The organism is Mesorhizobium sp. BR1-1-4, assembly GCF_020165375.1.
Taxonomy (GTDB): domain Bacteria; phylum Pseudomonadota; class Alphaproteobacteria; order Rhizobiales; family Rhizobiaceae; genus Mesorhizobium; species Mesorhizobium australicum.
Genome location: NZ_JAIUIB010000019.1, coordinates 1 through 25,087, shown reverse-complemented (window position 1 = coordinate 25,087; position 25,087 = coordinate 1). Strand labels below are relative to the sequence as shown.

18 protein-coding genes are annotated in these 25,087 nt (G+C 61.9%); 8 read left to right on the top strand and 10 right to left on the bottom strand.

Features of this window, described 5'->3' with window-relative positions; genetic code table 11:
• The coding region (locus LB571_RS28535) for a DUF4347 domain-containing protein (protein WP_224599715.1) at window positions 1–1,205 on the bottom strand (1,205 nt) is incomplete at its 3' end.
• Between the two features lie 92 nt (window positions 1,206–1,297).
• Window positions 1,298–2,281: a DUF4347 domain-containing protein gene (locus LB571_RS28530; protein ID WP_224599713.1), complete on the bottom strand. Its 984-nt coding sequence runs from the start codon at window positions 2,279–2,281 to the stop codon at window positions 1,298–1,300.
• Between the two features lie 765 nt (window positions 2,282–3,046).
• Between LB571_RS28530 and LB571_RS28525 the strand changes: the two genes are divergently transcribed.
• A complete protein-coding gene (locus tag LB571_RS28525) occupies window positions 3,047–5,071 on the top strand; it encodes a tetratricopeptide repeat protein (protein ID WP_224599711.1) in 2,025 nt (674 codons plus the stop codon).
• A 70-nt stretch (window positions 5,072–5,141) separates the two neighbouring features.
• Window positions 5,142–6,077 carry a hypothetical protein gene (locus LB571_RS28520; protein WP_224585913.1) on the top strand — a complete coding sequence of 312 codons (936 nt, stop codon included), beginning with the start codon at window positions 5,142–5,144 and terminating at the stop codon, window positions 6,075–6,077.
• A 570-nt stretch (window positions 6,078–6,647) separates the two neighbouring features.
• On the opposite strand, the gene LB571_RS28515 is transcribed toward LB571_RS28520, so the two are convergent.
• The 3 genes from LB571_RS28515 to LB571_RS28505 all read right to left on the bottom strand — a co-directional run bounded on the left by LB571_RS28515 (window position 6,648) and on the right by LB571_RS28505 (window position 10,637).
• Window positions 6,648–7,634 carry a GNAT family N-acetyltransferase gene (locus LB571_RS28515; RefSeq protein WP_181171503.1) on the bottom strand — a complete coding sequence of 329 codons (987 nt, stop codon included), beginning with the start codon at window positions 7,632–7,634 and terminating at the stop codon, window positions 6,648–6,650.
• A 259-nt stretch (window positions 7,635–7,893) separates the two neighbouring features.
• Window positions 7,894–9,438 (bottom strand): oligosaccharide flippase family protein, encoded by a 1,545-nt coding sequence (locus tag LB571_RS28510; protein WP_140793341.1) that lies wholly within the window; start codon window positions 9,436–9,438, stop codon window positions 7,894–7,896.
• Window positions 9,439–9,497: 59 nt separating this feature from the next.
• Window positions 9,498–10,637, bottom strand: a complete 1,140-nt coding sequence (locus LB571_RS28505) for a DegT/DnrJ/EryC1/StrS family aminotransferase (RefSeq protein WP_140793339.1) — start codon at window positions 10,635–10,637, stop codon at window positions 9,498–9,500.
• A 1,365-nt stretch (window positions 10,638–12,002) separates the two neighbouring features.
• Here LB571_RS28505 and LB571_RS28500 point away from each other — a divergent pair.
• Complete coding sequence (locus LB571_RS28500; RefSeq protein WP_224599709.1) at window positions 12,003–13,190, top strand: acyltransferase family protein; 1,188 nt, start codon at window positions 12,003–12,005, stop codon at window positions 13,188–13,190.
• A 21-nt stretch (window positions 13,191–13,211) separates the two neighbouring features.
• Entirely contained in the window at window positions 13,212–14,300 is a 1,089-nt protein-coding gene (locus LB571_RS28495; protein ID WP_224599707.1) for an acyltransferase family protein, read from the top strand.
• Between the two features lie 5 nt (window positions 14,301–14,305).
• Here LB571_RS28495 and LB571_RS28490 read toward each other — a convergent pair whose 3' ends face one another.
• From LB571_RS28490 to LB571_RS28475, 4 genes are all read right to left on the bottom strand, one after another.
• Window positions 14,306–15,277, bottom strand: a complete 972-nt coding sequence (locus tag LB571_RS28490; RefSeq protein WP_140793333.1) for a glycosyltransferase family 2 protein — start codon at window positions 15,275–15,277, stop codon at window positions 14,306–14,308.
• The gene (locus LB571_RS28485) at window positions 15,278–16,249 is read right to left on the bottom strand and encodes a glycosyltransferase family 2 protein (protein WP_224599705.1); all 972 of its coding nucleotides are present in this window, start codon (window positions 16,247–16,249) and stop codon (window positions 15,278–15,280) included. It abuts the gene before it with no gap.
• Complete coding sequence (locus tag LB571_RS28480; RefSeq protein ID WP_224585917.1) at window positions 16,246–16,881, bottom strand: polysaccharide deacetylase family protein; 636 nt, start codon at window positions 16,879–16,881, stop codon at window positions 16,246–16,248. The genes LB571_RS28485 and LB571_RS28480 overlap by 4 nt, the downstream gene beginning before the upstream one ends.
• Window positions 16,882–17,458: 577 nt before the next feature.
• A complete protein-coding gene (locus LB571_RS28475) occupies window positions 17,459–19,030 on the bottom strand; it encodes a glycosyl transferase family 1 (RefSeq protein ID WP_224585920.1) in 1,572 nt (523 codons plus the stop codon).
• Between the two features lie 237 nt (window positions 19,031–19,267).
• Here LB571_RS28475 and LB571_RS28470 point away from each other — a divergent pair, with 237 nt between their 5' ends.
• The 4 genes from LB571_RS28470 to LB571_RS28455 all read left to right on the top strand — a co-directional run bounded on the left by LB571_RS28470 (window position 19,268) and on the right by LB571_RS28455 (window position 23,315).
• Window positions 19,268–19,753 carry an acyltransferase gene (locus LB571_RS28470; protein WP_140793327.1) on the top strand — a complete coding sequence of 162 codons (486 nt, stop codon included), beginning with the start codon at window positions 19,268–19,270 and terminating at the stop codon, window positions 19,751–19,753.
• Window positions 19,754–20,047: 294 nt separating this feature from the next.
• Entirely contained in the window at window positions 20,048–21,073 is a 1,026-nt protein-coding gene (locus tag LB571_RS28465; RefSeq protein WP_140793325.1) for a Gfo/Idh/MocA family protein, read from the top strand.
• 1 nt (window position 21,074) lies between these two features.
• Window positions 21,075–22,178 (top strand): DegT/DnrJ/EryC1/StrS family aminotransferase, encoded by a 1,104-nt coding sequence (locus LB571_RS28460; protein ID WP_224599703.1) that lies wholly within the window; start codon window positions 21,075–21,077, stop codon window positions 22,176–22,178.
• A 69-nt stretch (window positions 22,179–22,247) separates the two neighbouring features.
• Window positions 22,248–23,315 (top strand): NAD-dependent epimerase/dehydratase family protein, encoded by a 1,068-nt coding sequence (locus LB571_RS28455; protein WP_224599701.1) that lies wholly within the window; start codon window positions 22,248–22,250, stop codon window positions 23,313–23,315.
• A gap of 977 nt (window positions 23,316–24,292) precedes the next feature.
• Here the strand turns inward: LB571_RS28455 and LB571_RS28450 are convergent.
• Window positions 24,293–25,087: ArsR/SmtB family transcription factor (locus LB571_RS28450; protein WP_224599699.1), on the bottom strand; the 795-nt coding region annotated here is incomplete at its 5' end.

Below are 25,087 nucleotides of genomic sequence, written 5' to 3'. Positions count from 1 at the left end.
GCGCCAGCCGCACCCGTTGAACCTGTGGCGCCGGTGTCCCCAGTCGCACCGGTGTCGCCCGTAGCGCCGGTGGCACCCGTAGCGCCGGTGGCACCCGTTGAGCCGGGATCCCCGGTCGCACCCGTGGCTCCGGTATCGCCGGTTGCACCCGAGGCTCCGGTATCACCCGTTGCACCCGTGGCTCCGGTTGCACCAGTATCACCGGTGACGCCAGCGGCGCCGGTCGCTCCAGTCGAACCCACCGGGCCGGTCGCACCAGTAGAACCCGTGGCTCCACTCGAACCTGTGGCGCCTGTGGCGCCAGTCGAACCTGTAGCTCCAGTCGCACCGGTGGCGCCTGCGTTGCTGCTAGAAGAAACAGCTGTGAGCCTGAAGACACCATTTGAATTACTGGTGTCTGGGCTCGCAATCGTTCCCGCCCCTGAGGATGCAATTGTGAAGGTGCCCGCGGCTACAACGGTATAGCTCGAATTATTGTCATCGCTGTTGGTAGGAACCAGAGCTATAATATTATAATTTCCGCTTACCGGCACGTCTGCAATCATCTGAACAGAAGAAAAATTACCTGTTGATGTTCTAGAAGGTAACGTAAAACTGCCTACAATAACGTCAGATGAATTTGTTATATAATATTGCACAGGGAACACGCCTGACACCCCCATGGATGTGTCAAGCGAACCGGTAAGGGTGACCTCAAGACTTAGAATGGCGGCGAACCTTCTCACCCCCATTTCAGTTAAAGGCGGCATCACCCGTTCACCATCAGACACAAGGTCCCACGCTCCGTTCAGCGCCTCGGCGCCCACGAGCCCTGCCGCGGCCATGACCTCCGCGCCGGTCGCATCATGCAGCGCCTCGACAAACGTCTCGCCTGTCTGGCCCTTGCCCGTCTCGCAGCTCCACAGCCTGAAATCGCCGTCGATGCTCAGCGCCCTGCCGATAGCCGCGAAGTCATCCGCCGCATCCTCCAACATGTCGACTGACCAGTCGCCCGAGCTGAAATGCATTCGGCCTGGCGAGCCGTGGGCGACCACGTGCACGGCGACCAACCCGCTGCGCCCTTCCAGTGTCTCGGCAATCTGGCGCGCCACCTGTCGGTGGCCGTCCAGCATGATCGCTTCTACCTCCGGCCGCAGGTTGGTCAGGATTGTCCCCAGATCCGGCGCGGAGGGGTCGACAAAGAGAATTTCAGAAACGCGGGCCATGGCGAGGTCCTTTTGACTCGAAGTCAGCTCACGAGAACGACAAAGGCCGGCAGTGCCGGCACTGCGAAATGGGAGGTCTGGAGGATCAGCGATCATCTGCTAGACGGCCCAAGCGCTCCGGTTGGCTCCGCGGAGGCGCTCACGCCCAGGATGCTGGAACGCTGGAAGTCGCCGGCGGCGTCGAATGTGCCGATGGCTAGCGAGGCTGTTGCGTTCGGCACCTTGACCGCCATGGACACGGGCATTGCCTTCGGCATCGCACTGGGCAACATGACCTGACCGACGATGGCCTTCTGGTTCATGTCGACGATGTAGTAGGTGACCGACCCGGCCATATTGCCGACCGGCAAGGTACCGGTAACCATCACCTCGGCGATCAGAATTCCCGCATAGATTCCCATGCCCACCTCCGTTAGCGGCGGCTGCGCCTCGGCGCCCTCCGTCCGCACGTTCAGTTCCCAGAATCCGCCGAGCACATGCGCACCGACGTTGTGCGACGCTGCCGCGACCGGCCTGCCGGCCGCCCGAGACAGCGAAACGATGAAATCAGATCCCTCAGCGCCGGCGCCCGCCTGGCAGCTCCACAGCCCGAGAGCGCCGCCTTCGTCGAGCGAGCCGCCGATCGTGGCGAGGTCGCCCGCCTCATCTGCCGGCGTCTGGGACGACCAGTCGCCAGCAGCAAAGGCGACCCGGCCAGGCGCGCCGTGCGCGATGATGTGGATCGCGCGCAGTTCCGAACGGTCTACCAGCGCCGCCGCCATCTGACGCGCCGCTGGCCTCCAGGCGTCGAGAACGATCGCCCCGATCTCCGGCCTCAGATGCCGGATGATTGCGCCGAGATCGGATACGTTGGGATCAACGAAGAGGATTTCGGAGACGCCGTGGAGGGCCACGCCGGGGTCTCGAACAGGAGGCGGTCCGGCCTTGATCGAGGCAGTGGCCTGTTGAGGCACCTGGCGCCCAAGCTCCAATGCAGTGGAAGAACTCTCTCCAGCGCCGGACCGCCGGTTGACCCGACGCTTGTCCGAGCCGCGGGTTTCATTGCCCTGACTCTCGTGAGATCCGATGCGATACAAAACGCCCCCCATCCCGGTGGCACTGCTTTGCCAGCGACAACTTGCGAGGGACCCGAACTACATGCGAGGAACATCAATTTCGGAAAGACGTCGCCCGGGTGAAGTCGGCACGACGCCATGGTGGCAAGCAAACACCCTGTGCCTCTGACGCACAAAGTGGCCTCCCTCCCGACATTCTCCTAGCTTTGCAGATCTCCACGACCCGGCCGCCCTTCGGCTAGTCAGTGGCCCACTCTCGTTACCTAAACGTCTAGTAAATTGGAAATAATCTGGTTGTAAATGGATCAATTTATAATGGTAACTGCGAGTGGTAGATTTAATTTGTTACGAAAGACAATTGGAATCCGTGACTTAGACACCTTACGTTGACACCACGGCAATCTCGTATACTCCAAAAGTTTGATGCCGACGATGGCTGGTATGAGCAAGCTCCTCCAAAAAGAGTATCCCTCTACGCCGGCGCAAACATTGGCTAACACGGCACGCGCCGGCATTTTCCAACGAGTCGATTGCGACCGAAGTAGAAGAGCAGGCGATGAAATGAGTGATCATGCAAGAAGTTGAGACACCCAAAGCTTGGCGGGGCATAGTCCGCATCCGATTGCGCCTGCGGCTAGCTAGATTCAACAGCTGCTAGTCCATGGCCAGCCGGGACAATCGAGGGCCCCTTATACAGCCGCAATGCAAATATGGCGGCCTCTGTGCGCAATTATCCAAGGAGCGGGCAGTCGGAAAATGACAAACGGCGGGCGAATTTGTCTGAACATGATCGTCAAGAATGAGATGGCTAATCTCGAGCGCTGTCTTGGCGCGGTTGCGGAGCACATCAATTGCTGGGTCATTGGCGATACCGGCTCGACCGATGGAACCCAGGATTTCATCCGCAACTTCTTCGCCGCACGCAATCTGCCGGGCGAACTGCATGAGTTTCCTTTCTACAATTTCGGGCAAGCGCGCAATGCAGCACTCGACCACGCCTATGCCTCGCCACTTGCGTACGACTATCTCCTGTTCGACGATGCGGACATGCAGCTTGTTGTTGAAAACAAGGCATTTCGCGAGCGGCTCGATGCACCGGGCTATCGGTTCCTGCAACGGGCAGATTCGGGCCTTACCTATTGGAACACGCGCTTGGTCAAGCGCGATGTCGGCGCGCGCTACCATGGCGTAACCCACGAATATATCGACATACCCGGTGGCGCGAAGGAGCTTCGGGGGGTTTGGTATAAAGATCACGCCACAGGCTCGAACCGGGTCGACAAGTTCGAGCGGGACATCAAACTCCTGCTGGGTGCCCTCGAAAAGGATCCAGAGAACCATCGCTCCTGGTTCTATTTGGCGCAATCCTACCGCGACGCCGGGCGTACAGCCGAGGCTGCGGTCGCCTATGCCAAGCGTGCCGCGATGGGTGGCTGGGATGAGGAGGCGTGGAACGCCAGGCTGCAGGAGGCTCGCTGCCTGAAGAAGATGGGCGACGATGCCGGCTTCGTCCGACAGGCACTCGCCGCGTTCAACCAGCGACCGCATCGCGCCGAGCCCCTTTACGACCTTGCCCGTTATTATCGCGAAAAGGGTATGAACGATGCCAGCGTGCTTTTCTGTGAGGCCGGGCTGGCAATCGCGCGGCCTGAACAGGATATCCTTTTCATAGAGGATTCTGTCTATGCCACCGGCCTCCAGGAGGAATATTCGATCGTCGCGAATTACGCCCGCGATCCCGCTCGGAAGGATCGCGGCCGCGCGGCCTGCAACTGGCTTGCTCTGAACAGAGGGGCTGGCGACGGTCCCAGAGACCAGGCGTGGTCCAACACCTTCTTTTATGTGCAGCCCGCCCTGGCCCTGATGCCGTCCTTCAGTGCCCGTCCGCTGGGCTTCACGGCGCCGGACGGCTACCGGCCAACTAATCCGTCGGTGGCGAGAATAGGCAAGCAAATTGTGCTCGCCCAGCGGACCGTGAACTACACGATGACGGAAGATGAGCTGCAGTATGAAACAAACGGCGATGCAATCCGCACCCGGAATTTTCTGCTCCGATTGAGCGACGATTTGGACATTCAATCAGCAAGCGAGATTTTGCCGCCGGTCGACATGCCGGACCCTGTCTACAAAGGCGTACTTGGTTTCGAGGACCTGCGTCTGTTCGCGATAAATGGTGAACTCTGGGGCTCGGCGTGTGTGCGCGAGTTTTCGCAAGACGCGCTGTGCCAACAGGTTATAGCGCGGATCGAGGAAAGTGGTTCCTGCCACCTTACTGACTGGCGCATTCTACATCCGGCGGGGCAGCGGATTCATCAGAAAAACTGGATGCCGCAAGTGGTGGCCAATCCGTCGGATATAGGCGGAGACGAGCTTCGCTTTATGTACCTATGCGATCCAACCCGAACCATCGACGATCAGGCCCGCACTCTCAGCGAAACCTTGCCCCCGATTGCGGCGCAACGATTCAGAGGTGGCAGCCAGCTCATAGCGTTCGACGGAGGATGGCTGTGCCTGATCCACGAGGTGCAATGGAGGCAACCGGAAAATCGACGTTACTATCTTCACCGCTTCGTATGGTTCGACAAACAGAACTCTCTACAGAAAGTGACCCGCCCGTTTTTCTTCAACAAAAAGGGCATCGAATTCGCAGCCGGCCTGGCCTGGCATCCTGATGAAAGTCGTTTGTTGATTTCGTACGGCGTAACCGACAGAGAGGCCTGGCTGGCAACCGTCGATGAGGCGGAAGTACGATTTGTGCTGGAGGACGTAAATATGCTGCGGTCCGGCGTCACCGACTTGCCCCAGATCTGATCAAGTACCGCCAACGGTAGAAGCGACATGCCGGAAGGTGTCAAAGTGTCTCTGACGATCGGCGCCAAGGTTGGATGATGAACCCGGCAAAGGGCCAACTTTATTTACGCGGCGGCAATTGGTACTTGGCACCGTTGTGGCGGGATCAATCGCGGCGATGCCCAGGATCAACTCGGAGACCAGTCACGCCGCCATGCCGATAAACCCAAACGCCTCTTCTGCGACCCTTCTTAACGCTCCGATCGAGCTTGCCGGTGACTGGGGCCGCATGTTGGAGGGCGCGGCCACTCAGGTCATCAAACGTATGCGGCGCTCCTGCCTGACTGACGTCCGGCTTGTCTCCGATCGACAGCCAGCGCGCGTGCGCGTCGACTCGCATACCTCCGGCCAACCCGCGATCTGGCTGCACCCGGACGGAAGCAGCGTGGCATGGATCATCGTCGATATCGGCGAGCGAGACTGGTCGAAGCTCGCGTATCAGTTTGGCCATGAACTCGGCCATGTGTTTGCCAACAGTTGGCAAGCCGACGCCAAGCCCGCCGCACCCTGTCAATGGCTTGAGGAAGCCATGGTCGAAGCATTCTCATTGCGCGGCCTCGGACGTCTGGCGGAGGACTGGAGAAAACATCCCCCGTTCGTCGGCGATAACGCTTTCGGTGACGCCATCGCCCAATATTGCCAGAACATTGTTCGCGCCTACGCGACCCTTGCCGATGGTCAGGATCTCACCCGTGACGCCGCCGCTTGGTTCGCCGACAACCGGGGGGCGATCGAAATTCCCGGTCTTAATCCGTTCGCGCAGGCAATGAGCGTGACGATCCTCGCCGAATACGACCAGAACCCCGATTGCATAGAAGCGCTCGGCGCTCTCAACCGCTGGCGTGGCCGCAGCGGAATTCCCGTCGCTGAATATCTGCAGCGATGGAAAGAGAGCTGCGCGGAATTGCAAACCTCTCCGCATTTACCGCTCCGCTTAGGCGAGCTATTGGGGGTTGTTACGCCCTAGTAAATAGATGGAGCACAAACCGCCATCAGCCCGGTTGGTTGGCAATATGGCCTGCATGTCCGACCTTTCCTGTTTTTAATTCGGGTAGGCCAGGTGCCAATCACGCTTCGCCTTCTACTCCTTCGTTATTCGTTTGGATGAATTCTACTCATATAATCAATAGCATATATGTCGACGTCGCCGGCGCGCAAATTTGAGGATCCTGCCGGTCAAGGCCCGGCGCCATAACCCCCAACCCCGCAGGCGCCGGGCCGCGCGCACTCACATAAGGCAGTCTGCGCAAGCGGCCCGACAGCCTGTTGGGGTACAATTTGTCCGACCGTCGGGCCTGACCGGCTCCGTGGGTGGCGTTGCCGGCTGGACGCAACAATAATATTAGCATCTTCGAATTAATACCTCACAAAGCCGTTTTCCCCGGCTTTGTGCCTCAGCGGCGAAGTGACTGCTCTCGCCCAGGCGATCACCGCGGTGGGTCGGCCGTCGTCCCCGGTCTTGCAGAGTTCGAGCCGGTTCGCTCGATTGGGTAAATGTCGCTGCGCTATCAAACAAAAAAGAATTCACCCAGCGAAGTCACAGGAGTCCGAGCCGATACAGCGCGCTAACCGCACGCGGGCGAAAGATGGCACCGTAACGACCGGCCACCGGCTCACCCCAACTCTGCTTGTAGTCTTGCCCGGAGCCGAGATCGAACTGGCGATGCCCAACGCGTGCGGCCCATTCGATCGAAGCCTCCATTATGCGGACACCGACCCAAAAGCGGTCGTATTCGGGATCGCGGACGATGCATTGGCCGAGCACGACGCCGTCCTGACACATCAGGACGACGCCGGCTGTGCGCCGATCACCATCGAGCAGGTGCAAGGTGTGGAACTGGATTGGGCTGCCGGCGGTCTGCCGCTTCATGAAGGCGCGCCAGAACCGCAGACGATCCTCGGCAGCGACCGTCTCCTCGGCATCGTTGCCTTCCCACATGCGGCCCCATTGAGCGCAGCACCATTCCAGGTCGGTCTCGTCGTCGATGCGAAGCCGCATGAATTCGTCGCAGCGCTGGCGGGCCCGGCGCACATTCTTGCGATGATTGCGGCTCCAGCGCGCCTCATAGTCGCCCCGCAGATTGACGCTGTAGTTGTCCGGGGACCAGTAGGATCGCGGATTTAGCTCCACGACGCTCTTGTCGAGCCCCGCCTCAACCCGCACCTCGACGCCCAAGGCGTGCAGCGCCCGAGCAAGGGCGGCGGGAGAGGACGCAGGCGCGATCACGCCGGAAAGCGATTGATAGGCGACGGGCTCCCAGTATCGGCGGCGGCGACGCAGGGAAATGAGCGCGGTCGGGTGGCCATTCTCCGTCGCCAGGGCGTGGCGCTTGCGGGCGCTCGTGGGTCGGGTGAGCTCGCGATAAAGGTCGCGGTCGCAGCCGGGAATGGCCGGCAAGAAGCCCAGGGCCTGGTCGAGGGTCGAGTTCCAGGCGTCGAACCAGGCGATATGAACGCCCCGCGTCGTGAAGCGGGTGACTATGCGGGCAGTGGCGATCACAGCGGGCGCGGCGACATGGGTCATCGCGCGCTTCAAGCCCGAGCCGGCGGGGTTCGCCCGGGCGGTATCTGTGGCGTCAGAGCGACTCATCCCCGATTTCCCTGTGCCGTCCTTGCTTGTCGGCCATCCAAGCAATTGTTGAAAGAGGGCGGCCCGTCCCCCGTTGGCGGCAGATTACACAGCTTGCACCCCGCCCGGACGGCCCGCAATATTGCGTCCTTATGTTTCAACCATTGCGCGCCAAAATGTAGCGGGCGCGACCTTGTTGACGTGGCCGGGCGGATCACGTTTCGCCGACCGCGGGGCCTGGCGCGGCCGCCCGTCCCTGTTCGGCTTCTTCGCCCAGGAAGCCCCGGATGAGGAGGAGGGGGACGTGTAGGTGCACAGGCACCAAGGCCTGGGTCTTATTCAGCAGGTAGGCCAGTTCGGCGGCGAAGGGATGACGGGTCAAACCCATCGCCAGGAACCAGAACATTGCGCCAAGCCCGCCGCCCAGAACCGCCTGCAAGACCGATATGTTCATGTCGAAGCCATTCAGCACGATAACGACGAGCGGGCCCAGCGCCGTGGCCAGTGTGGCGGTGGCGCTCGGCACCAGGGCCCACAGATATTCGCCAACGCTCAACTTCAGTCGCCGCATCAGGAACCAAAGGCCAGCGCCCACCTGGATCGGCGTGGTGGCGAAGATCGAGAGCGCCAGCGCGAAGGGGCCATGCTGGGCCGCCAGGATCATGATCAGGCTGGTCATCGGCAGGGAAATGATCCAGGCCTTGGCCGTGTCGCGGATCCCGCCGGCGGCGACCAAGGCCGGGAACATCAATGGGACGGGGAAGTAGAGCATCGTGGCCGCGGCCATCACCTGCACCAGCGGGATGGAGGTGTACCATTGCGGTCCCAGTATGGTGTGCACCAGGGGATGAGCGAAGAGGATGACCATCGCCAGGCCCGGCCAGTGGAACGCCGTCAGGCTGGCCGCGGCTCTGAGATAGGGCCCCTTGAGGGGATGACCCGTGCGCGCAAGGGCGGCGAACCCCGGCAGTGCCACCGCCGAGATCGCCGATATGACGAGACGGCTGGGCATTTCCGTGACCTGCTGGCCTCGGCTGTAGAGGCCGACATCCGTGGTGCCGCTGGCCCGACCCAGCATGAAGGTCGGAATGACCTCGCCGAGGCCGGTCAGGAGGCCGGTCGCGGTGTTGAATCCACCGAACGCCAGAATGTCGCGCCATTTGGTGAACTGGATGCGGAAGATGGACAGGTCCGGACGTATGAGAACGGCGAAGACGAAGGTGGAGAGCGGATAGCTCAGCGAGCCCCAGGCGAAGCTCATATAGCCGACACCCGTCATCACCAGAGCGGTGGTGGTGATGTTGCCGACCAGGGCCGAGCCGAGGTTTATGGCCGCGATACTCCAGAATTTCAGGTCGCGGCGAAGCAGAGCCACGATCGGCGAACCGATGCTGGAGAACAGATACCCAAAGGCCACGGTGCGGACAAAATTCTCCAGACGCGGTTCGTGCGCGAAGTCGGCGTAGAAGCCCGCCGTCACGACGAAGGCCGTTGTAAGGACGATGGCGACCACCAGCATCATGGTGAAGGAGGTGCGTATTTCCTCCTTGGAAAGCGTTTCGGCGTTGACGATGTAGTTGGTCACGCCGAAGTCACGAAGCCCCTCGGCGAGCGCGAGGATGCTGGCGCCAAGGAAGGCAGCGCCGATGTCGTTGGGGGTCAAAAGCCGCGACGAGACGTAGAGCGTCGCGAAATTGAGGATGAGGGTGGCGTACTTCTCGAAATAGACCGCGACCACCGCGCGCCGAACGTTTGCCATTTCTATCGCTCACCTTCGATGAGACTGGCCCGATGCAGGATCGCCACCATATCGCGCCCTTAAAACCGTGTGGCCTCGATCAGGGTCGAGGCGACCTTCTGTTGATCCTCGTCGGTCATCTGGGGGTAAAGCGGAAGGACGATGGCATGATCCTGGGCTGCCTCCGACTCCTGCAGAGACATGCGCAACGGTCGGGAGGCATAGACGTCCTCGCGGTGGGCACACATGATGCCGCGCCGTGTGGCGATACCGGCATCCAGCATAGCCTGCATGACGGTGTGCTGGTCGGCGGACTCCGGCAGACGGACGCAGAAGCTCTGCCAATTGGTTCGCACGTAGGAGGGTTCGCGCACCAGGCCCAGCCATTGCGCCTCGCCAAGCAATTCGGCGTAGCGAGCGGCCAGCGCGCGGCGGCGGACCACGATTCCGGGCAGGCGCTTAAGTTGCTCGCGGCCGACAGCGGCCTGGATGTCGGTCATGCGATAGTTGTAGCCGAGCACTGGGTGGCTCTCGAAGATCACCTGGGCCGAGCCGTGGCGGACTGTGTCGGGCACGCTCATTCCGTGCTGGCGCAACAGCTTGAATTTGGCGGCCCAGTCAGCGTGCTTCGTGGTCAACATACCGCCGTCGCCGGTGCTCATGATCTTGCGCGGGTGGAAGGAGAAGCACGCCACGTCGCCGTGCACTTTGCCGACCTTCTCCCACCGCCCGTTCCAGAAGATCTCGCTGCCGCTGGCGCAGGCCGCATCCTCGATCACGGGCAAGCCCTTGGACTTGGCGATATCGACGACCGCGGCCATGTCGCAGGGCAAGCCCATCTGGTGGACGATCAGAATCGCCCTAGTCTTGGCCGAAAGCGCTCGCTCGATCAGGGCCGGGTCGATGTTGTAAGTGGCCGGATCGATGTCGACGAAGACCGGGATCGCGCCGCAATAGGCAACGGAATTAGCCGTGGCGATGTAGGAGTGGCTAACCGTGACCACCTCATGGCCGGGCATCACCCCGGCGGCCAGCAGGGCCAGATGCAGCGCTGTGGTGCAGTTCGAGACGGCCGCGGCGTGCGGCGCGCCGGTGAAGGTGGCGAACTCCGTCTCGAAGGCCGCGACCTCCGGGCCCTGCGTGACCCAGCCGGACAGGATGACGCGGCGCGCCGCCTCGGCCTCGGCCCCATCCATCGTGGGCTTGATGATCGGAATCATGTGAGGACCTCAGCTGAAGGAAGTTGTATCTCGGCGTGAGAAGTTGCAGTCGTCGTATCACGATAAAGCCGGTCGCTCACCTTCTCCTATTGTGGGATACGGCAGGAACGGCCAACGAGCCGGGCGTAGTGGAATAAGTGACGTCGCCGTTCTAACTCGGCTGGCAGCTCCGCCTGAATCTGTCGTGCAGAGCGCAGGAACCGTAGGGAACGCGCCCTTCCTGACTACCAGGCCGAGCATGAGGACACTTAACTGCAGGGGGTCGACGGCACGACGCCCGCAGAGGGGTCTAAGCCGGGCCGATCACCTCAAGGCAGAGCTGTAGGAGACGAGGTCCCGGTGCCCTCTGGGAGTTTCGCAAAAACAAAGAGATAGAGCTTTTCGCCGTTGCGGTGAAACGCTCAACGCCCGCCGCCTCGCGCGACATTGGAGCTGGATCTGCGGAGTCCGGCACCATTGCGCTGGGGCAGGCAATATTGGACCCAACGCTTTGACGGGTGACCCCAAATGTGTAGGGCCTCCCGGTAGCTCAATGTATGGCCAGAGCACCGTCCCTTAGACGTATAGGTTAACGCTGACAGCGAGGGGTTCAGCAATATGACCTAGCCGTGAGTGGCTCCACAGGGATCTGGCATGAATACTGCTTGAACCAGCTTACTAGGCAATAATTGGGGATTTTCCAAATGCGGGTAAACACTCAGCCAAGCCGAAGAGCAGGCTTGTCAAAATGCATATTTTGCGAGCCAATCCATGTCAGGGATGTGCAGACCAACCAAAATGGAGACATTATAATCTCCATAACGGCCGATGATATTTACACGAAGAACTCAAAGCAGCGCTACGAGATAATATTGACCGACGAAGAAGTCGGCATTCTTAACGCTGCTACGCGGTGACTCGCCGTCTGCAGATAGGATCCACGGACGGGCCGACTGATACGCCGGAGCCGGCGGCGCTGCCAATGTGGCACAGGCCCCGCTGCTCCATTTTGGGACGGCGCGGCATCATCAATGAAGCCTAACTAGGCGCTGCCGCTATGACGTCAGCGGGCCTTCGTTGTGGCCTTGCCCCTTGCTGGGGCGCTAGTTCGGCAGACTCTAACGCGCGCTTTGGCCTCTGGACAACACGTGCCCGGCAGCGCCCGGCGCTAGAAGGGCTCGCCACGTCGGCCCGATCAGGGGCGGCCGCCTAAAGAAGATCAATCTAAAGTTGGCGCGATGGAGCCCTGGAAGGTAGCGCGTTCAAAGCCTACGCCTTCTAGTCGAATTGATGTGACGAACAGTTAGGCGTCTATAATCGCGAAAGTCCGACCGCCCCAGGCGTGGGCATGGCTGGGTTGCGGAGCATCGGCTCGAGTATTGATCTATGGCAACGATATATCAGGGTGCGATTTTCGCCGTTCAGCCGTCGCGGACCATGGTCCGGCCGGCGGAAGACCGTATCGCCGGCTTCGACGGCGTGCGCGCGATCGCGGTGCTGATGGTCTTCATCAGCCACAAGACGACGCTGCCCCATCACGATTCCTATGGCTCCGTCGGCGTCTGGCTCTTTCTTGTGCTCAGCGGCATGCTCATCTCCTCAATCCTGTCGGAGATGCGCGGAAAGGTCGAAGCCGGGACGCAGTCGAAATGGCGCTCGATGGGTGACTTCTATCTGCGCCGCAGCCTGCGCATTTTCCCGCTCTATTATGCCTGTCTGGGTGTTTTCGCGCTGGCTTCGCTGTTCACCTCATTCGTTGGATTCTCGCGCATGGAAGCGACGATCTACGCCCTCTACGGCACCAACATCTATATCGCGATGACGCCGACTGGGGACCACGGCCATTTCGGTCACCTCTGGTCGCTGTCGGCGGAAGAACAGTTCTATCTGCTCTTCGCGCCGATCCTGCTGTTCACCCCGCGCAAATACCTGCTTCGGATTTGCGTCGGATTCATGCTCGCCGGCGCGGCCATGCTGGCTTGGCTAGTGTCCGTGCGGACCCACCCGAACGCCATCCACGTCGATCCGCTGATCGCTTTCGGCATGCTCGGCGTCGGCGGCTTCGTCGCCTCCTTGAATAACCTCAAGCCGCGCGCCTGGCTGGTGAGTGCGCAAGCCCAGGCGGCGGCTGGCCTGACCCTGATCGCGATCCCGCTGGTGTTCGGCTATTACCGAGACACATGGAACGTCTGGGGACCATTGACCTGCACGGTTGCCGGCCTGTTTCTGTTCCAGATCGCCCGCAACCAGCAGACTCCAGTCGTGGCTTTCCTCAACTTATGGCCTCTGCGCTCGCTCGGCCGGGTGAGCTATGCCTTCTACATCCTGCACCAGTTCGTCCATTTTTACGAAGTCCAAGCGGTGTTCCATAAGCTGCACATGAACATTGACGGGCCGCCTATCGTGCAACTGGCCGTGGAGCTGTTCATCACGGTCGCGCTGGCGACGCTCTCCTGGCATTTCTTCGAACGGCCGCTCCTACGGTTGGGGGCTAGATTGACCGCGCGGGAGGGCGCCGAGGCCAGCAGCGCAGCCGCCGCCTTGTCCCCGGGACGGCAAGCGGCCACGCGGTAGAGGCGGGCGGAGCTACGGCCAATGCGACTCGACAACGAACGCCGCATCAGGGGTTTCGATGGCCTGCGTGCGATCGCCTTCATCTTCGTGTTCATAAGTCACAAATTCCATCAAGGGACGTATGCATCCCTTGGCGGCGACGGGGTAATGCTCTTCTTCGCACTCAGCGGCCTCTTGATCACCCGTATCCTGGCTCGCACGCGGGTGGCGGTCGAGGCGGGCGAGACGACGAAGCTGGCAGGTCTTGGGCGCTTCTATCTTCGGCGTTCGGCCAGGATATTCCCCGTCTACTACGCGACGATCGGCTTCTTCCTGATCGCGTCGCTGTTCGTTCATTTCGACGGCTTCGAAGGCGGCGCGCGCCTGGCCATGCTGCTCTACGCCACAAACATCTATGTGTTGACGACCGGCCACTGGGTGGGCCACTTCAACCACTTCTGGACGCTGGCGATCGAAGAGCAATTTTATCTATTGTTTGCACCGTTGCTGCTGTTCACCCACAGCAAGGCCGCCGGACACATCTGCGTTGCATTCGTAGTTGTGGGTCTCTTCACTCAGGCGGGCCTCGAATGGGCCGGAGTGTCGGCGAAGGTCATCGGCCTGAATCCCATGACCGGCTTTGGTTATCTTGCTTCGGGCGGTCTGGCAGGACTGAACCTCGACCGGCGAGTGCCGGCATGGCTGGTTGCCACGCCGGCCCAGGCCATCGCCGCGCTCACCCTTCTCATCGTGCCCCTCACTATCCTTAAGGACGAGATCATCTGGCGCGTCTATGCGCCGGCAGTCGCAGCTACAGCCGCGCTTCTGGTCCTCCAGATAGCGGGGAACCAGGCCTCGCGTTTCGTCGCCCTTTTGGAGACCTGGCCCCTGCGCAACCTGGGACGCATCAGCTACGGTTGTTACGTTTTCCACGAGTTTATTCATTTCTACAACGTCGAGGCAGCGGCCCGGAAGTTCGGCGTCGTATTCCAAGCGCCGGATTGGATCTCGGCTCCCATCGAGCTTGTTTTGACCATAGGCCTGGCGACCTTTTCCTGGCAATTCTTTGAACGACCCATCATGGCCTGGGCCCATCGGCCGACGCAGAAAGCCGCGCCTGCCGCTGCCTGAGCCCCTCAGCTCGCCCAGCCGAGCACCCTTCGCAGCAGGCCAAGGTTGTGGTTCAGGCGAAGGTAATACTCGCGTTCCGGCCGGTCGCGGATCTGGAGCACGGCCAGTGGCGGGGTTGCGATCAGCATTTTGAGCGCGCGCGCGATTCTCTGGCTCCGCGTTTTCAAGCTCCTCAGTTCCACCTCGCCTTCCTTGCGGGCACGCTCGGTGAGCCATGCGCGCGTAAGACGGCCAGCATGGACCTTGTGGTCCACCACGAAGGCGTCCGAGTACCAGCAGCGATAGCCGGCCGCAATCAGGTCGGTCATCATCTGGGCCTCTTCCCCGCTGGCGAGGTTCGAGCCGACCCGACCCGTCGTGACGTCGAACCCGCCGAGCGCGTCCAGCGCGCTGCGGCGGAACAACATGTTGGCGCCGACGCCAATGGGATGATGGGTCGTGTCCACGAAGCCGTCCTCATCGACCACCGACAATAACAGGCGCGCCCGCGGCCCGAGGCTGCTCGGGGGCATTTCAAGGCTGCCGGCGTTGTCGGGCCAGTGTGGGATCACCCGCCCAGCCAGGATGGCGGTGTGGACGTCACAGCGGGCCGCGCAGGTGATCGCCGCCTCTACCCAGCCTGCGCGCGGCACAGCGTCGTCGTCCAGCAGCGCAATCCATTCGCCCCTACCGGCCTCGAAACCCGCGTTGCGGGCCAGGGCAACGCCGGGCTTGTCGAGCCGGATGAGGCTCAGTCCATCGCGTCCCCTCAGGTCCTCCAGCACCTCGGCATGCGCCGGCGCCGAGGCGCTGTCGATGACGATGACCTCCACCGGCTGGCCCACGCACTGCGGCAGCAGGGCATTGACGTTCTCCAGAACGTCGTGGCTGCGATTGTGCGTGGCGATGACGATGCTGATGACCGGGGCACCGGCGCTGATATTCGGCGCGTCGTTGGCGTCGCTAGTGCCAATTCGACGGTTAAATTCCATCCCCATTCAGTCCAACGCCGCGTCCTGGGCGGCCGGCGGGCGCGCACCCAGGCCGATCGACCAAAAGAATGCGGCGCGCAACGGCGTCGGCGTCACGAGCTGCCTTACCGCCCGGAACGGAAATACCAGCAGCGCATGACGCACCGCGAATCGCACGCCTTTGGCATCCCCCCTGGCCGCCCGCTCCACCGCTGCATCGGCGAAATAGGTGTAGAACCCCAAGAGCGTGGCGAAATAGGAATGCAGCCACTCTTTCGGCGAGCGCCACTTGCGCCACACCGGCATGGCATGCCGCATGAACACCTTGCGCGTATAGGGAATCCGGCTCAGGACCAAGGCATCATAAGATCCCGACGGACGCTGGCGGAACAAGACGCAAGGCACGGTCACATGCTCCATATGCCCTCCTCGGGCGAGGCGCAATTGCCAGTCCCAGTCCTGGTCGGCCAGCAGGGTCTCGTCAAAATAACCGTACACGTCGCGTACCCCGACACGCGCCATCGTGGCGCCGATCTGCGGGAAATAGCCGTCGAGCATCATCTTCAGATGGTCGCCGTCGAGGCGGACGTCATAGGGAATTGGGGCGGCTATGGGCCGCAGATTAGGATCGGTCATCACGACCTGACCGAAGACCGCCTCGACTTCCGGCTGGCAGTCGAAGATTTGCAAGTGCGACCGTACATGTTGCTCGGTCCAGACGTCGTCGTCGTCCAGAAAGGCTAGAAACTCGCCTGTGGCCGCCCGCATCGCCGCGTTACGCGCGGCCCCGGCGCCAGCAGTTGTCACGATGAGGTGCTGCGCGCCGTGGGCTTGCGTCACCTTGGCGGTGGCGTCGTGGTTGGAGCCGTTGTCGCCAACCAGAATCTCGAACGTCAGGTCGGGGCCTTCCAGCGCGCGGATGCTCGCCAGCGCCGGGTCCAGGAACTGCGGACGGTCGCGGGTCGGGACGACCACAGAAACGATGCGCACCTTATTCACCCCCACTCCTCCCACCGATCGAAGACGCCCGACAGGGCGGCCGAAAATACTCGGATGCTGTCGAAGCGCGTGATGAAGGTCCGCGCGATGGTGCCGGCCGAACGCGTCTCCTCGGCCTGCGCGTAGACCAGATCATAGCCAGCTGCCTTGGCCTCCCGCATAGCAACCGCCGTCCAGTTGGCCGACTGGCCAAGCGGGATTGCGAACGACGTCGTCGCAAAGCCGAGCCGAGCCTCAATCATAGCGCGCGAACGGTCCAATTCCTCGCGCGCGGCGGGGCCGTCCAGTTGCCCAAAATCGGGATGGGTCGCGGAGTGGCTGCCGATTTCGGCGCCGTCGGCGACGAGGCGCTCCAGATCGCGCCAGCCCAGAACCTCGTCGGTCGCCCAGGGCGAGCCACCTTCGCTCCAGTCGGTGACCACGAAAAGGCTCCATGGTACCGCGAAGTCTTTCAGGATCGGCGCAGCCACGGTCATCACGCTGCGGAGGCCGTCATCGAACGTGATGGCGAGGTCCATTGGGTCGCCCCCCGTCCGCGCGATCTCCGAGGCTGGCACGAACCGGTAGCCCCGCGCCGCAGCCCACTCCAACTGGCGACGGAACAGCTTCGGCGGCACATCGTTGTGGTCCATCAGCGGCTGGCCGACCGAGTGGTAGGCCAGGATCCGGCCTCCTGAACGGGGTACGCGTCGGCCTAGAATGGACAAACCTTGACGTTCGATGGCCATACGTGGCCCGACCACATGACGCCTTTCGACACCGAACGCGCGCACAGCGCGCTTCAGAACCTTCGGTGCTCGCCCAAGCATACCCACTTTCGCCCTCTTTCCTTTACCCGAGTCGAATAACAAGCCTGAGACAGCTATGGCTTCTGACGAACCCGAGGCGCCTAAAGCCCCATCCCGTCGAACGGCACCCCTCTATCGGGAGAAAGAGCAAGGCTCTGACAGGCTGTCGAAACTGTTTTGGTCGAGGAGCGTATCAGATTCAAACCATGCACAGACCAGAGTCAAAAAGGGTATCTCCGCCACTTTTTGGGCAGCCTGCTAAATCAAAAGTGTAAATCACGATGGCTGCCGGAACTGGAAGCCCCCTTCGTGCGGGTCGCTCCTGAAGGCCGGTCAGTCTGCGTCCTGGCATCGCACACGCGGCCGCCGAAGTGCCGGCCGGCAAACTTTACAATTGAACCCAAAAATTAACTGCCGCTCCTTAGCCGGCCACCAACCGGGGCAGCCATTCAGGCAGCAGGTTTCGGATGGCGTCCCAGGGCCCGTCGAAGGTCCTGGTCCGCGCCAGGCGCCCCCATACCCGTAGCCGTTCGGGCAGCGACATCAGGCGCACAGAACGTTTCAGGATCGCCTCGACCGTGTCGAACTCGCCGAACACCCCATTGAGCAGGATGTCGGGATAACCGTCATAGAATTCCTCGTCCGCGGGCGCGCGCTGCCCACGAAGCGGCGTGACTGGCGGGATCGCCAGGGCCTTGGCGTAGAGCGCCTCCAGGCTTGCGAGCCAATTGGGCGCGGTGTGCAGCCGCTTGACGTTGGACGCCGTCTCATCGCCCCGCTGACGCAGGGCCTCTGGGGCAGCGAGCCAGTCCGCCAGGATGCGGTTGTAGTCCGCCATGGAGGTGGCAAAGCCAATGGTTGGCGCCAGCCCGGGCATATCGGTGCTCATGACGTTCGCATCCGACGGATAGGGAAACAGCGTCACGCAGGGCGCGCCCAGCCCGCCGGCTTCCAGCATCGAGGTAATCGAAACAAAGGGGTACGAGTCAAGGTAGATGTCCGCCGCCTCGAAGGCGAGCGACGGATCGGGCGTCTCCGGCCGTCCCATGATCCGCCCGCCAGTCGCCGCTATGGCCTGTTGCCAGTCGACCGGCTCCCCCGGCCCTACGACCAACAATCGCGCATCGGGACGAGCCAGGAGCGCCTCGACATGCATATCGGCGAACGAGACCCCGCCCATCGTGCGGTATTTCACGCCTCGCGCCACGGACACCAGGAGCGGTCCGCCGGCCGGAATGCCGAGCCTCTGCCGCGCCTCGGCCCGGCTGTACTTGCGTACCGGCAAATCGATCTGGATCGGCAGGATGGCGTGACGCTCCGCTGGGATCGCACGCCGTTCCACCACCAGCCGCTCGCCCGACACCCGCGAACTGGCGATCAGGTCGCACACCGATAGCCCGACCCAGAACGCGTGGTCGGCGTGGTTGATCAGGACCACGGGCGGTCGGTTGCGCTCGTCAGCAAAGGCTATGCCCGGCGTCGGGTCCTCGTTGCTGACGTGCAGGACGACGAGGTCGAAATCGAGCGACAACTTGCGGAGCGCACGGGCCCATTCCACCGGTCCGCCGCGCGTCGCGCCGATCATATGGATGTGTCCGCCACGAGCCTCCACGGCCTCGCGCACCGACGGCGGCGGCTCGCCGGGATGGCGCAACAGGGCCAACGAGTGATGACGTGCCTCATCGGCGGCGATCCAGCGGCGCATCATCCGCGTGAGGCCGCCGACCTCGTTCAGAGTGGTGGCCACATGCAGCACGCGGCCGATCTGCGTCCGCGCCGGTCGCGCAGCTTCGGCCTTTGCGGAGAGCGTCCGTCGCGCGATCTCGATCAGTATTTGCTCAAGCGGCTCTGACCGATAGAAGCCGCAGTGCCGCTTCCGTGCAAGCGTGACGGCCGCCTCTACATAGGCGGCCGCGGAGTTGAGGTCATCAGCCTCCAGGCAGCGCTCAGCCTCACTGCGAAGGCTTTGGAACTCTGCGTAGTTGTGACGCATACGCGCCACCTCTGGCTCGCAGGGCACGCTTTCAGATCGCATCGTTTCCGGCATCCTTCCCCCAAGGTCGCAGCCTGCCTTAAAACTTGTTATACCGAGTGGCCAAGGCTTGCCAAGCGACAAGGCAGGTTACATAGAAATGGTCACCGACGCTGCCGATCCGATCTTTGAGCGCGCGCCAAGGCTCGCATCCGATTTGCAGGAGATGGCGCGACAGACAGCTCCAGAGGGGAAGCGATGCCGATTTCCGACAGTGTGGTTCTGCGTGGCGAGGTCGTCGTCCATCACCCCAATCTGGTGAACCTCTACGGCTGCGAGGTCGGTAACGGCTCGCGCATCGGCGCCTTCGTCGAGATTCAGAAAAATTCCTGTATCGGCGAGCGCTGCAAGATCTCCTCGCACACATTCATCTGCGAGGGCGTGACCATCGAGGACGAGGTCTTCATCGGTCATGGGGTGATGTTCACCAACGATCGCCTTCCCCGAGCCACCAACCTGGACGGGAGCGCCCAGAGTGATGCCGACTGGAAGGTCGAGCCGACCCTGGTCAAGAAGGGCGCCTCCATCGGCTCCAACGCCACTATCACCCCGGGCGTGACCATCGGAGAGCGGGCACTGATCGGCGCCGGCGCCGTCGTCACCCGTGATATCCCCGCCTTCGCCATTGCCGCCGGCGTTCCAGCCCGCGTGGTCGGAGACGTAAGGACCGCAAAGCCTGGCTGACTCCCCTGCGGCAGGGTTTCTATACACCGAATTGCGATCTTTGGTGGATTTAGAGAGATCGTTTGAGGTACTTCCAGGGCCCGCCCTCGCCTGGCTGGATGATGCTGGTTAGGTCTTGATGACCCAACGGCCATAGTGACCGCACGGCTTTGCCGCTTCAAACTACGAGTTGAAGAGGTCGAGATGGCACGACATTGGACGATCAATTGGCGACTTCCTTTCTCAACCGACGACAGGCTTCAACGGGCCTCCAAGACTCCGGCGGGCCGGGGGTGGAGTGAAGGGTAGGTCAAAATGATCAATATCGGCATCATCGGTTACGGCTACTGGGGGCCGAACCTCCTGCGCAACTTCATGGAGTTTCCCGATGCCCGGGTCCGCATAGTCGCCGACCTGGATCCCAAGAAGCGCGAGTTGGTGGAGCGTCGCTATCCGGGTGTCCAGACCACCAGGGACGTCCAGGCGCTATTCCGCGATCCCGAGATCGACGCCATCGCCGTGGCGACGCCGGTCAATAGCCACTTCGAACTGGGCATGTCGGCGCTGAAGGCCGGCAAGCATCTCTGGCTCGAGAAGCCGATGACCGAAACCTCGCTACAGGCCAGGATGCTGGTCAATGAGGCCGACAAGCGCGGATTGACCCTGATCGTCGACCACACCTTCATTTATACCGGTGCAGTCCGGAAGATGCGCGAGATCGTCGCCGCCGGCGACCTCGGCCAGATTTATTATTACGACGCGACCCGGGTGAACCTGGGCCTCTTCCAGAAGGACGTGAACGTCATCTCCGACCTGGCGGTCCACGATTTCGCGATCATCGACCGTCTGTTCGAAGAGCATCCGACCGCGGTTTCGGCCAGCGGCATCAACCATTTCCCCGGCACGCCGGAAAATCTGGCCTATATCTCGCTGTTTTACGACTCCGGCATGATGGCGCACATTAATGTGAGTTGGCTGGCTCCGGTGAAGGTGCGCAACATCCTGGTGGGCGGCTCCAACAAGATGATCACCTATGACGATCTGGAGCCGTCCGAGAAGGTCAAGGTCTACGACAAGGGCGTGTCCTTCACCGACGACCCGGCCAAGATCCACGAGATGCGCGTGGGCTACCGGACGGGCGACATGTGGGCGCCCAAGCTCGACTCCACGGAGGCCCTGCGCATCGCTGGCCAGGAGTGGATCGACTGCATTATCGAAAAGAAGGTTCCGACCGCTGATGGTCGGCTTGGCCTGCGCGTGGTGGAAATCATCGAAGCCGCCACCAGTTCCATGCGCGGGCGTGGCGAAACCGTTCACCTGCGACGCAAAGACGCCGCCTGATATGATCCCGTTCGTCGATCTCACTACCCAGTATGTCTCGATCAAGTCCGAGGTAGATGCCGCCATTCAGCGCACCCTGGAGACCTCTCAGTTCATCCTGGGCGCCGATGTCGCTCAATTCGAAAAGGAATTCGCCGCCTATTCGCAAGCGGCCTTCGGCGCCGGCGTCAATACCGGCACCAGCGCCCTGCACCTGGGCCTGCTGGCCGCCGGGATTGGGCCCGGCGACGAGGTGATCACCTCCCCCTTCACCTTCGTGGCGACAGTGGCGGCCATCTACTACACAGGCGCGACCCCCGTGCTCGTCGATATCGATCCTGCAACCTACACCATCGACCCGGCTCAGATCGAGGCCGCGGTCACGCCGGCCACCAAGGCGATTATCCCGGTCCACCTCTACGGCCAGCCGGCCGACATGGACCCGATCATGGCCATCGCCCGGAAGCACGGCCTGATGGTGCTGGAAGACGCCTGCCAGGCTCACGGCGCGGAATACAAAGGCAAGCGCGTCGGCGCCATCGGCGATATGGCGGCTTTCAGCTTCTATCCCGGCAAGAACCTTGGCGCCTATGGCGAAGGCGGTATGCTGACGACCGACAACGCCGACCACAACCGCGCCGTACGCATGCTGCGCGACTGGGGCGCCGAGCGGAAGTACCACCACGAAGTCAAGGGCTACAACTACCGACTGGAAGGCCTTCAGGGCTCTATCCTGCGCGTGAAGCTCAAGTACCTGGACCGGTGGACCGAGCAGCGCCGCGCCACTGCCGCCCGCTATGACGCCATGTTCGCCGGCACCGGGCTGCCGACCCCCTTCGTGCGCGATGATGTGCGCCACGTCTACCACATCTACGCCATCCGCACGCCCGACCGCGCCGGCTGGCAGGAGGCGCTGAACGCCCAGGGGATCCAGTCGGGCATCCACTATCCCATTCCGGTGCACCTGCTGCCCGCCTACGCCGACCTCGGCTACAAGCAGAGCCAGTTCCCGCACTCCGAAAAGGCCGCCGCCGAGGTTCTGTCCCTACCGATGTTTCCGGAGTTCACGGAGCAGCAGCAGGACGTGGTGGTGGCCGCAGTCAAGGAATTGCAAGCAAGCGTATGACGAGCGGGTCCCCGCTCAGCCGGAAACAGGCCTACCAAGGCGCCTCCAAACCGATGACAGGGAAATACGATGAAACTTGAAGGCTCTCGCATCCTGGTGACCGGCGGCTGCGGTCTGATCGGCTCGACCACCATCGACCTGCTACTGAAGGAGCACGCGCCGGAAAAGATCGTGATCCTCGACAACCTGGTCCGTGGCAGCCTGCAAAACGTCCAGGACGCCCTGCAAGACCCGCGCGTCGAACTCGTCGAAGGTGACATTCGCGACGTGGCGGCTGTCCACAGGGCCACTGACGGGATGGACGCCGTCATCCACATGGCAACCTTGAGGGTCATCGCCTGCGCCGCCGAGCCTCGCGAAGCCCTCGGCGTCATGTGCGATGGCAGCTACAACGTCATTGAGGCCGCCCAGGCCAAAGGCGTGAAAAAGATCTGCGCGGCCTCCTCGGCCTCGGTCTACGGCCTTGCCGACCTCTTCCCGACCGATGAGAGCCACCATCCCTACAACAACCGCACCTGGTACGGCGCCAGCAAGATCATGCTGGAAGGCCTGTTGCGCTCGTTCAACGACATGTACGGCCTGCCCTACGTGGCCTTGCGCTATTTCAACGTGTACGGCCCGCGCATGGACCTGCACGGTAAGTATACCGAGGTTCTGATCCGCTGGATGGACCGCATCGACGCCGGCCAGCCCCCGCTGATCCTCGGCGACGGGTCCACCACCATGGACTTCGTCTATATCGAGGACATCGCCCGAGCCAACATCCTTTCCCTGCTGTCGGACGTGGAGGACGACGTGTTCAACATCGCCAGCGGCGTGGAGACTAGCCTGAACGACCTGGCCGCCTCGCTCCTGCGCGTGATGGGCTCCAAACTCCAGCCGGAGTACGGGCCCGAGCGCAAGGTGAACCCCGTCTCGCGGCGCCTGGCCGACACGTCGAAGGCAGAGAAGATGCTGGGCTTCAAGGCGACCATTGACCTGGACCAGGGCCTCACCCGCCTGGTCGAATGGTGGCGCGCCAATCGCGAGCAGGTGACTGACGGCCCACTCGGGCGGCGAAGCTCTCCTGATAGGCTTCGCACGCCGCCTGCGCGCGACGCTGAGTTTTCCCTGATAGGGATTGCGCGGGCCAGATAGCGCCACAAGCTTGCCGCTGCGGCTAGCGCCATGCACTTCACCTGGGTGCGATCGGACCAGCACACAACTTGGCAAGCGGACCAGCGTCAAGGAAGTCACTGCAGAAGTGACGTGCTGCAGCTCGTGTGGTTGGGTCCCTCGGCGTAACTGGAATGGCGGCGGCTCTGCCTTCCTGATTACCGCCGACTGGCCCGACATCTGGCGCGTATTTCGGGGCGGCTGATCACGCGCCACATTAAGGATCAGCCGTTGCCTCCGACCGTGATGCCAATTGTTTTCACATTGCACGCGGCCACTGATAGCGACCATCGTCTGAAACAACGTGTCGAGTGTGTTCGTCCACTGGGCTCTAATTTGCAGATTTGCAGCGCCTGCAAATCGGCTGGCGCTCCGAGAGCCAAGTACAAGATTTTGAAGCAATTCTGGATCGTAAACTCCCCGGGGGCACGGCGACCAGGGGGGCAGCTACCCGCCTCTCGTTCATGTGATCGGTGGGGAAGACGACACTGGTCGACAAGCCGACGTAGGCTGCCTGGAGCGTATCAGTTCAGCCAAGGACCATTCCAGCGAATACCACAGTGAGAAGCAGTGACACTGGCACGGCTAGAAGGCAGCACATCTCGATGGTTCTGGTATCTTGCTGCTTGTCCATCTTCGCCGTCTCGCATTGTTCGCTGTCATTTTGACGCTAGCGGGTCGCCGATGGAAGCCGGTCCGAGCGAGGCCGCTCGAGAAGCAGCCGGGGTGCTGTATATTAGCAACACCTTGGCCGATCCCAGGAAGCCGCCATCTCCGGCATTGCCTCCAACGATCACGGCACGGCCTCGAACAGCGCCGCCGAGAAAACAGGGTGCGAGCATTCAGAAAGGCAGGCCAACGCCAACACGATGTCGCATGAGGCAAGTTCCGGCATCACGCCCCCCTTGGATCTGCGTCGGCCACGAGTATGCGATTGTTCAGGCCGGCCAGTCTGCGGCTTACCCGAGGCGCCAGGAAGACGACTTCTTTCCCGATCCTTTTCCCACCGGGAGTTTGTCATCGTCGGCGAGGTTGCTGAGGAAGCCGACGAGCATCTTCGCCTGCTCGGACGTGCAGGAATATAACCGCCGTTGGGCTTCGGTTCGCGATTTGACAATTCCGAGTTTGGCCATATCGATCAAATGCTGTGAAAGGGCGGACTGTGTCCCACCGACCAAAGAGACCAGCTCCGACACCGATCTCTCACCATCCATCAGATGAACAAGGATCAGCAACCGCTTGCTGAAACCCAGGACCGCGAGTAGCCGCGAGGCAGCGGAGAGCTGCCTTAGCGAAGGCCGGCCCTTAGCTCGCGAGGGATCATCTTTGATTTCAGCCATACGCTGTCTCACGTAGGTACTCAAATCCACCTCGCCGCGGCTAAACACACTAAAGCCCGCCACTGAGGGAACGGTGGCGGGCCTTGTTTGAAAACTGTCCGAACAACTCTCGGGCGCCTCTGTCGGGGGCGTCGAGTAGTGAACTTGGGCCGACAGGATCGGTTCCCGGCCGGAAGCAAAAAATCCCGCCGGCGGAACCCAGCGGGCGGTGGTAACGGCAGATCTTTCGGTCAGCTGGTCGGGCCTGTGACCGTGATCGACGAAGAAGTTCCGGCCGCAACAGCGGACAGTGAGATCGGCAAAAGAATTGAAAAAACCGGCCCGCGGGGAAGGAATACATAAACTTTGATGGGTCACATTAGAGCTTGGTTCGCCGGCTCGTGGTAATTGCACGCTCGCTAATGTCTGTCGGGG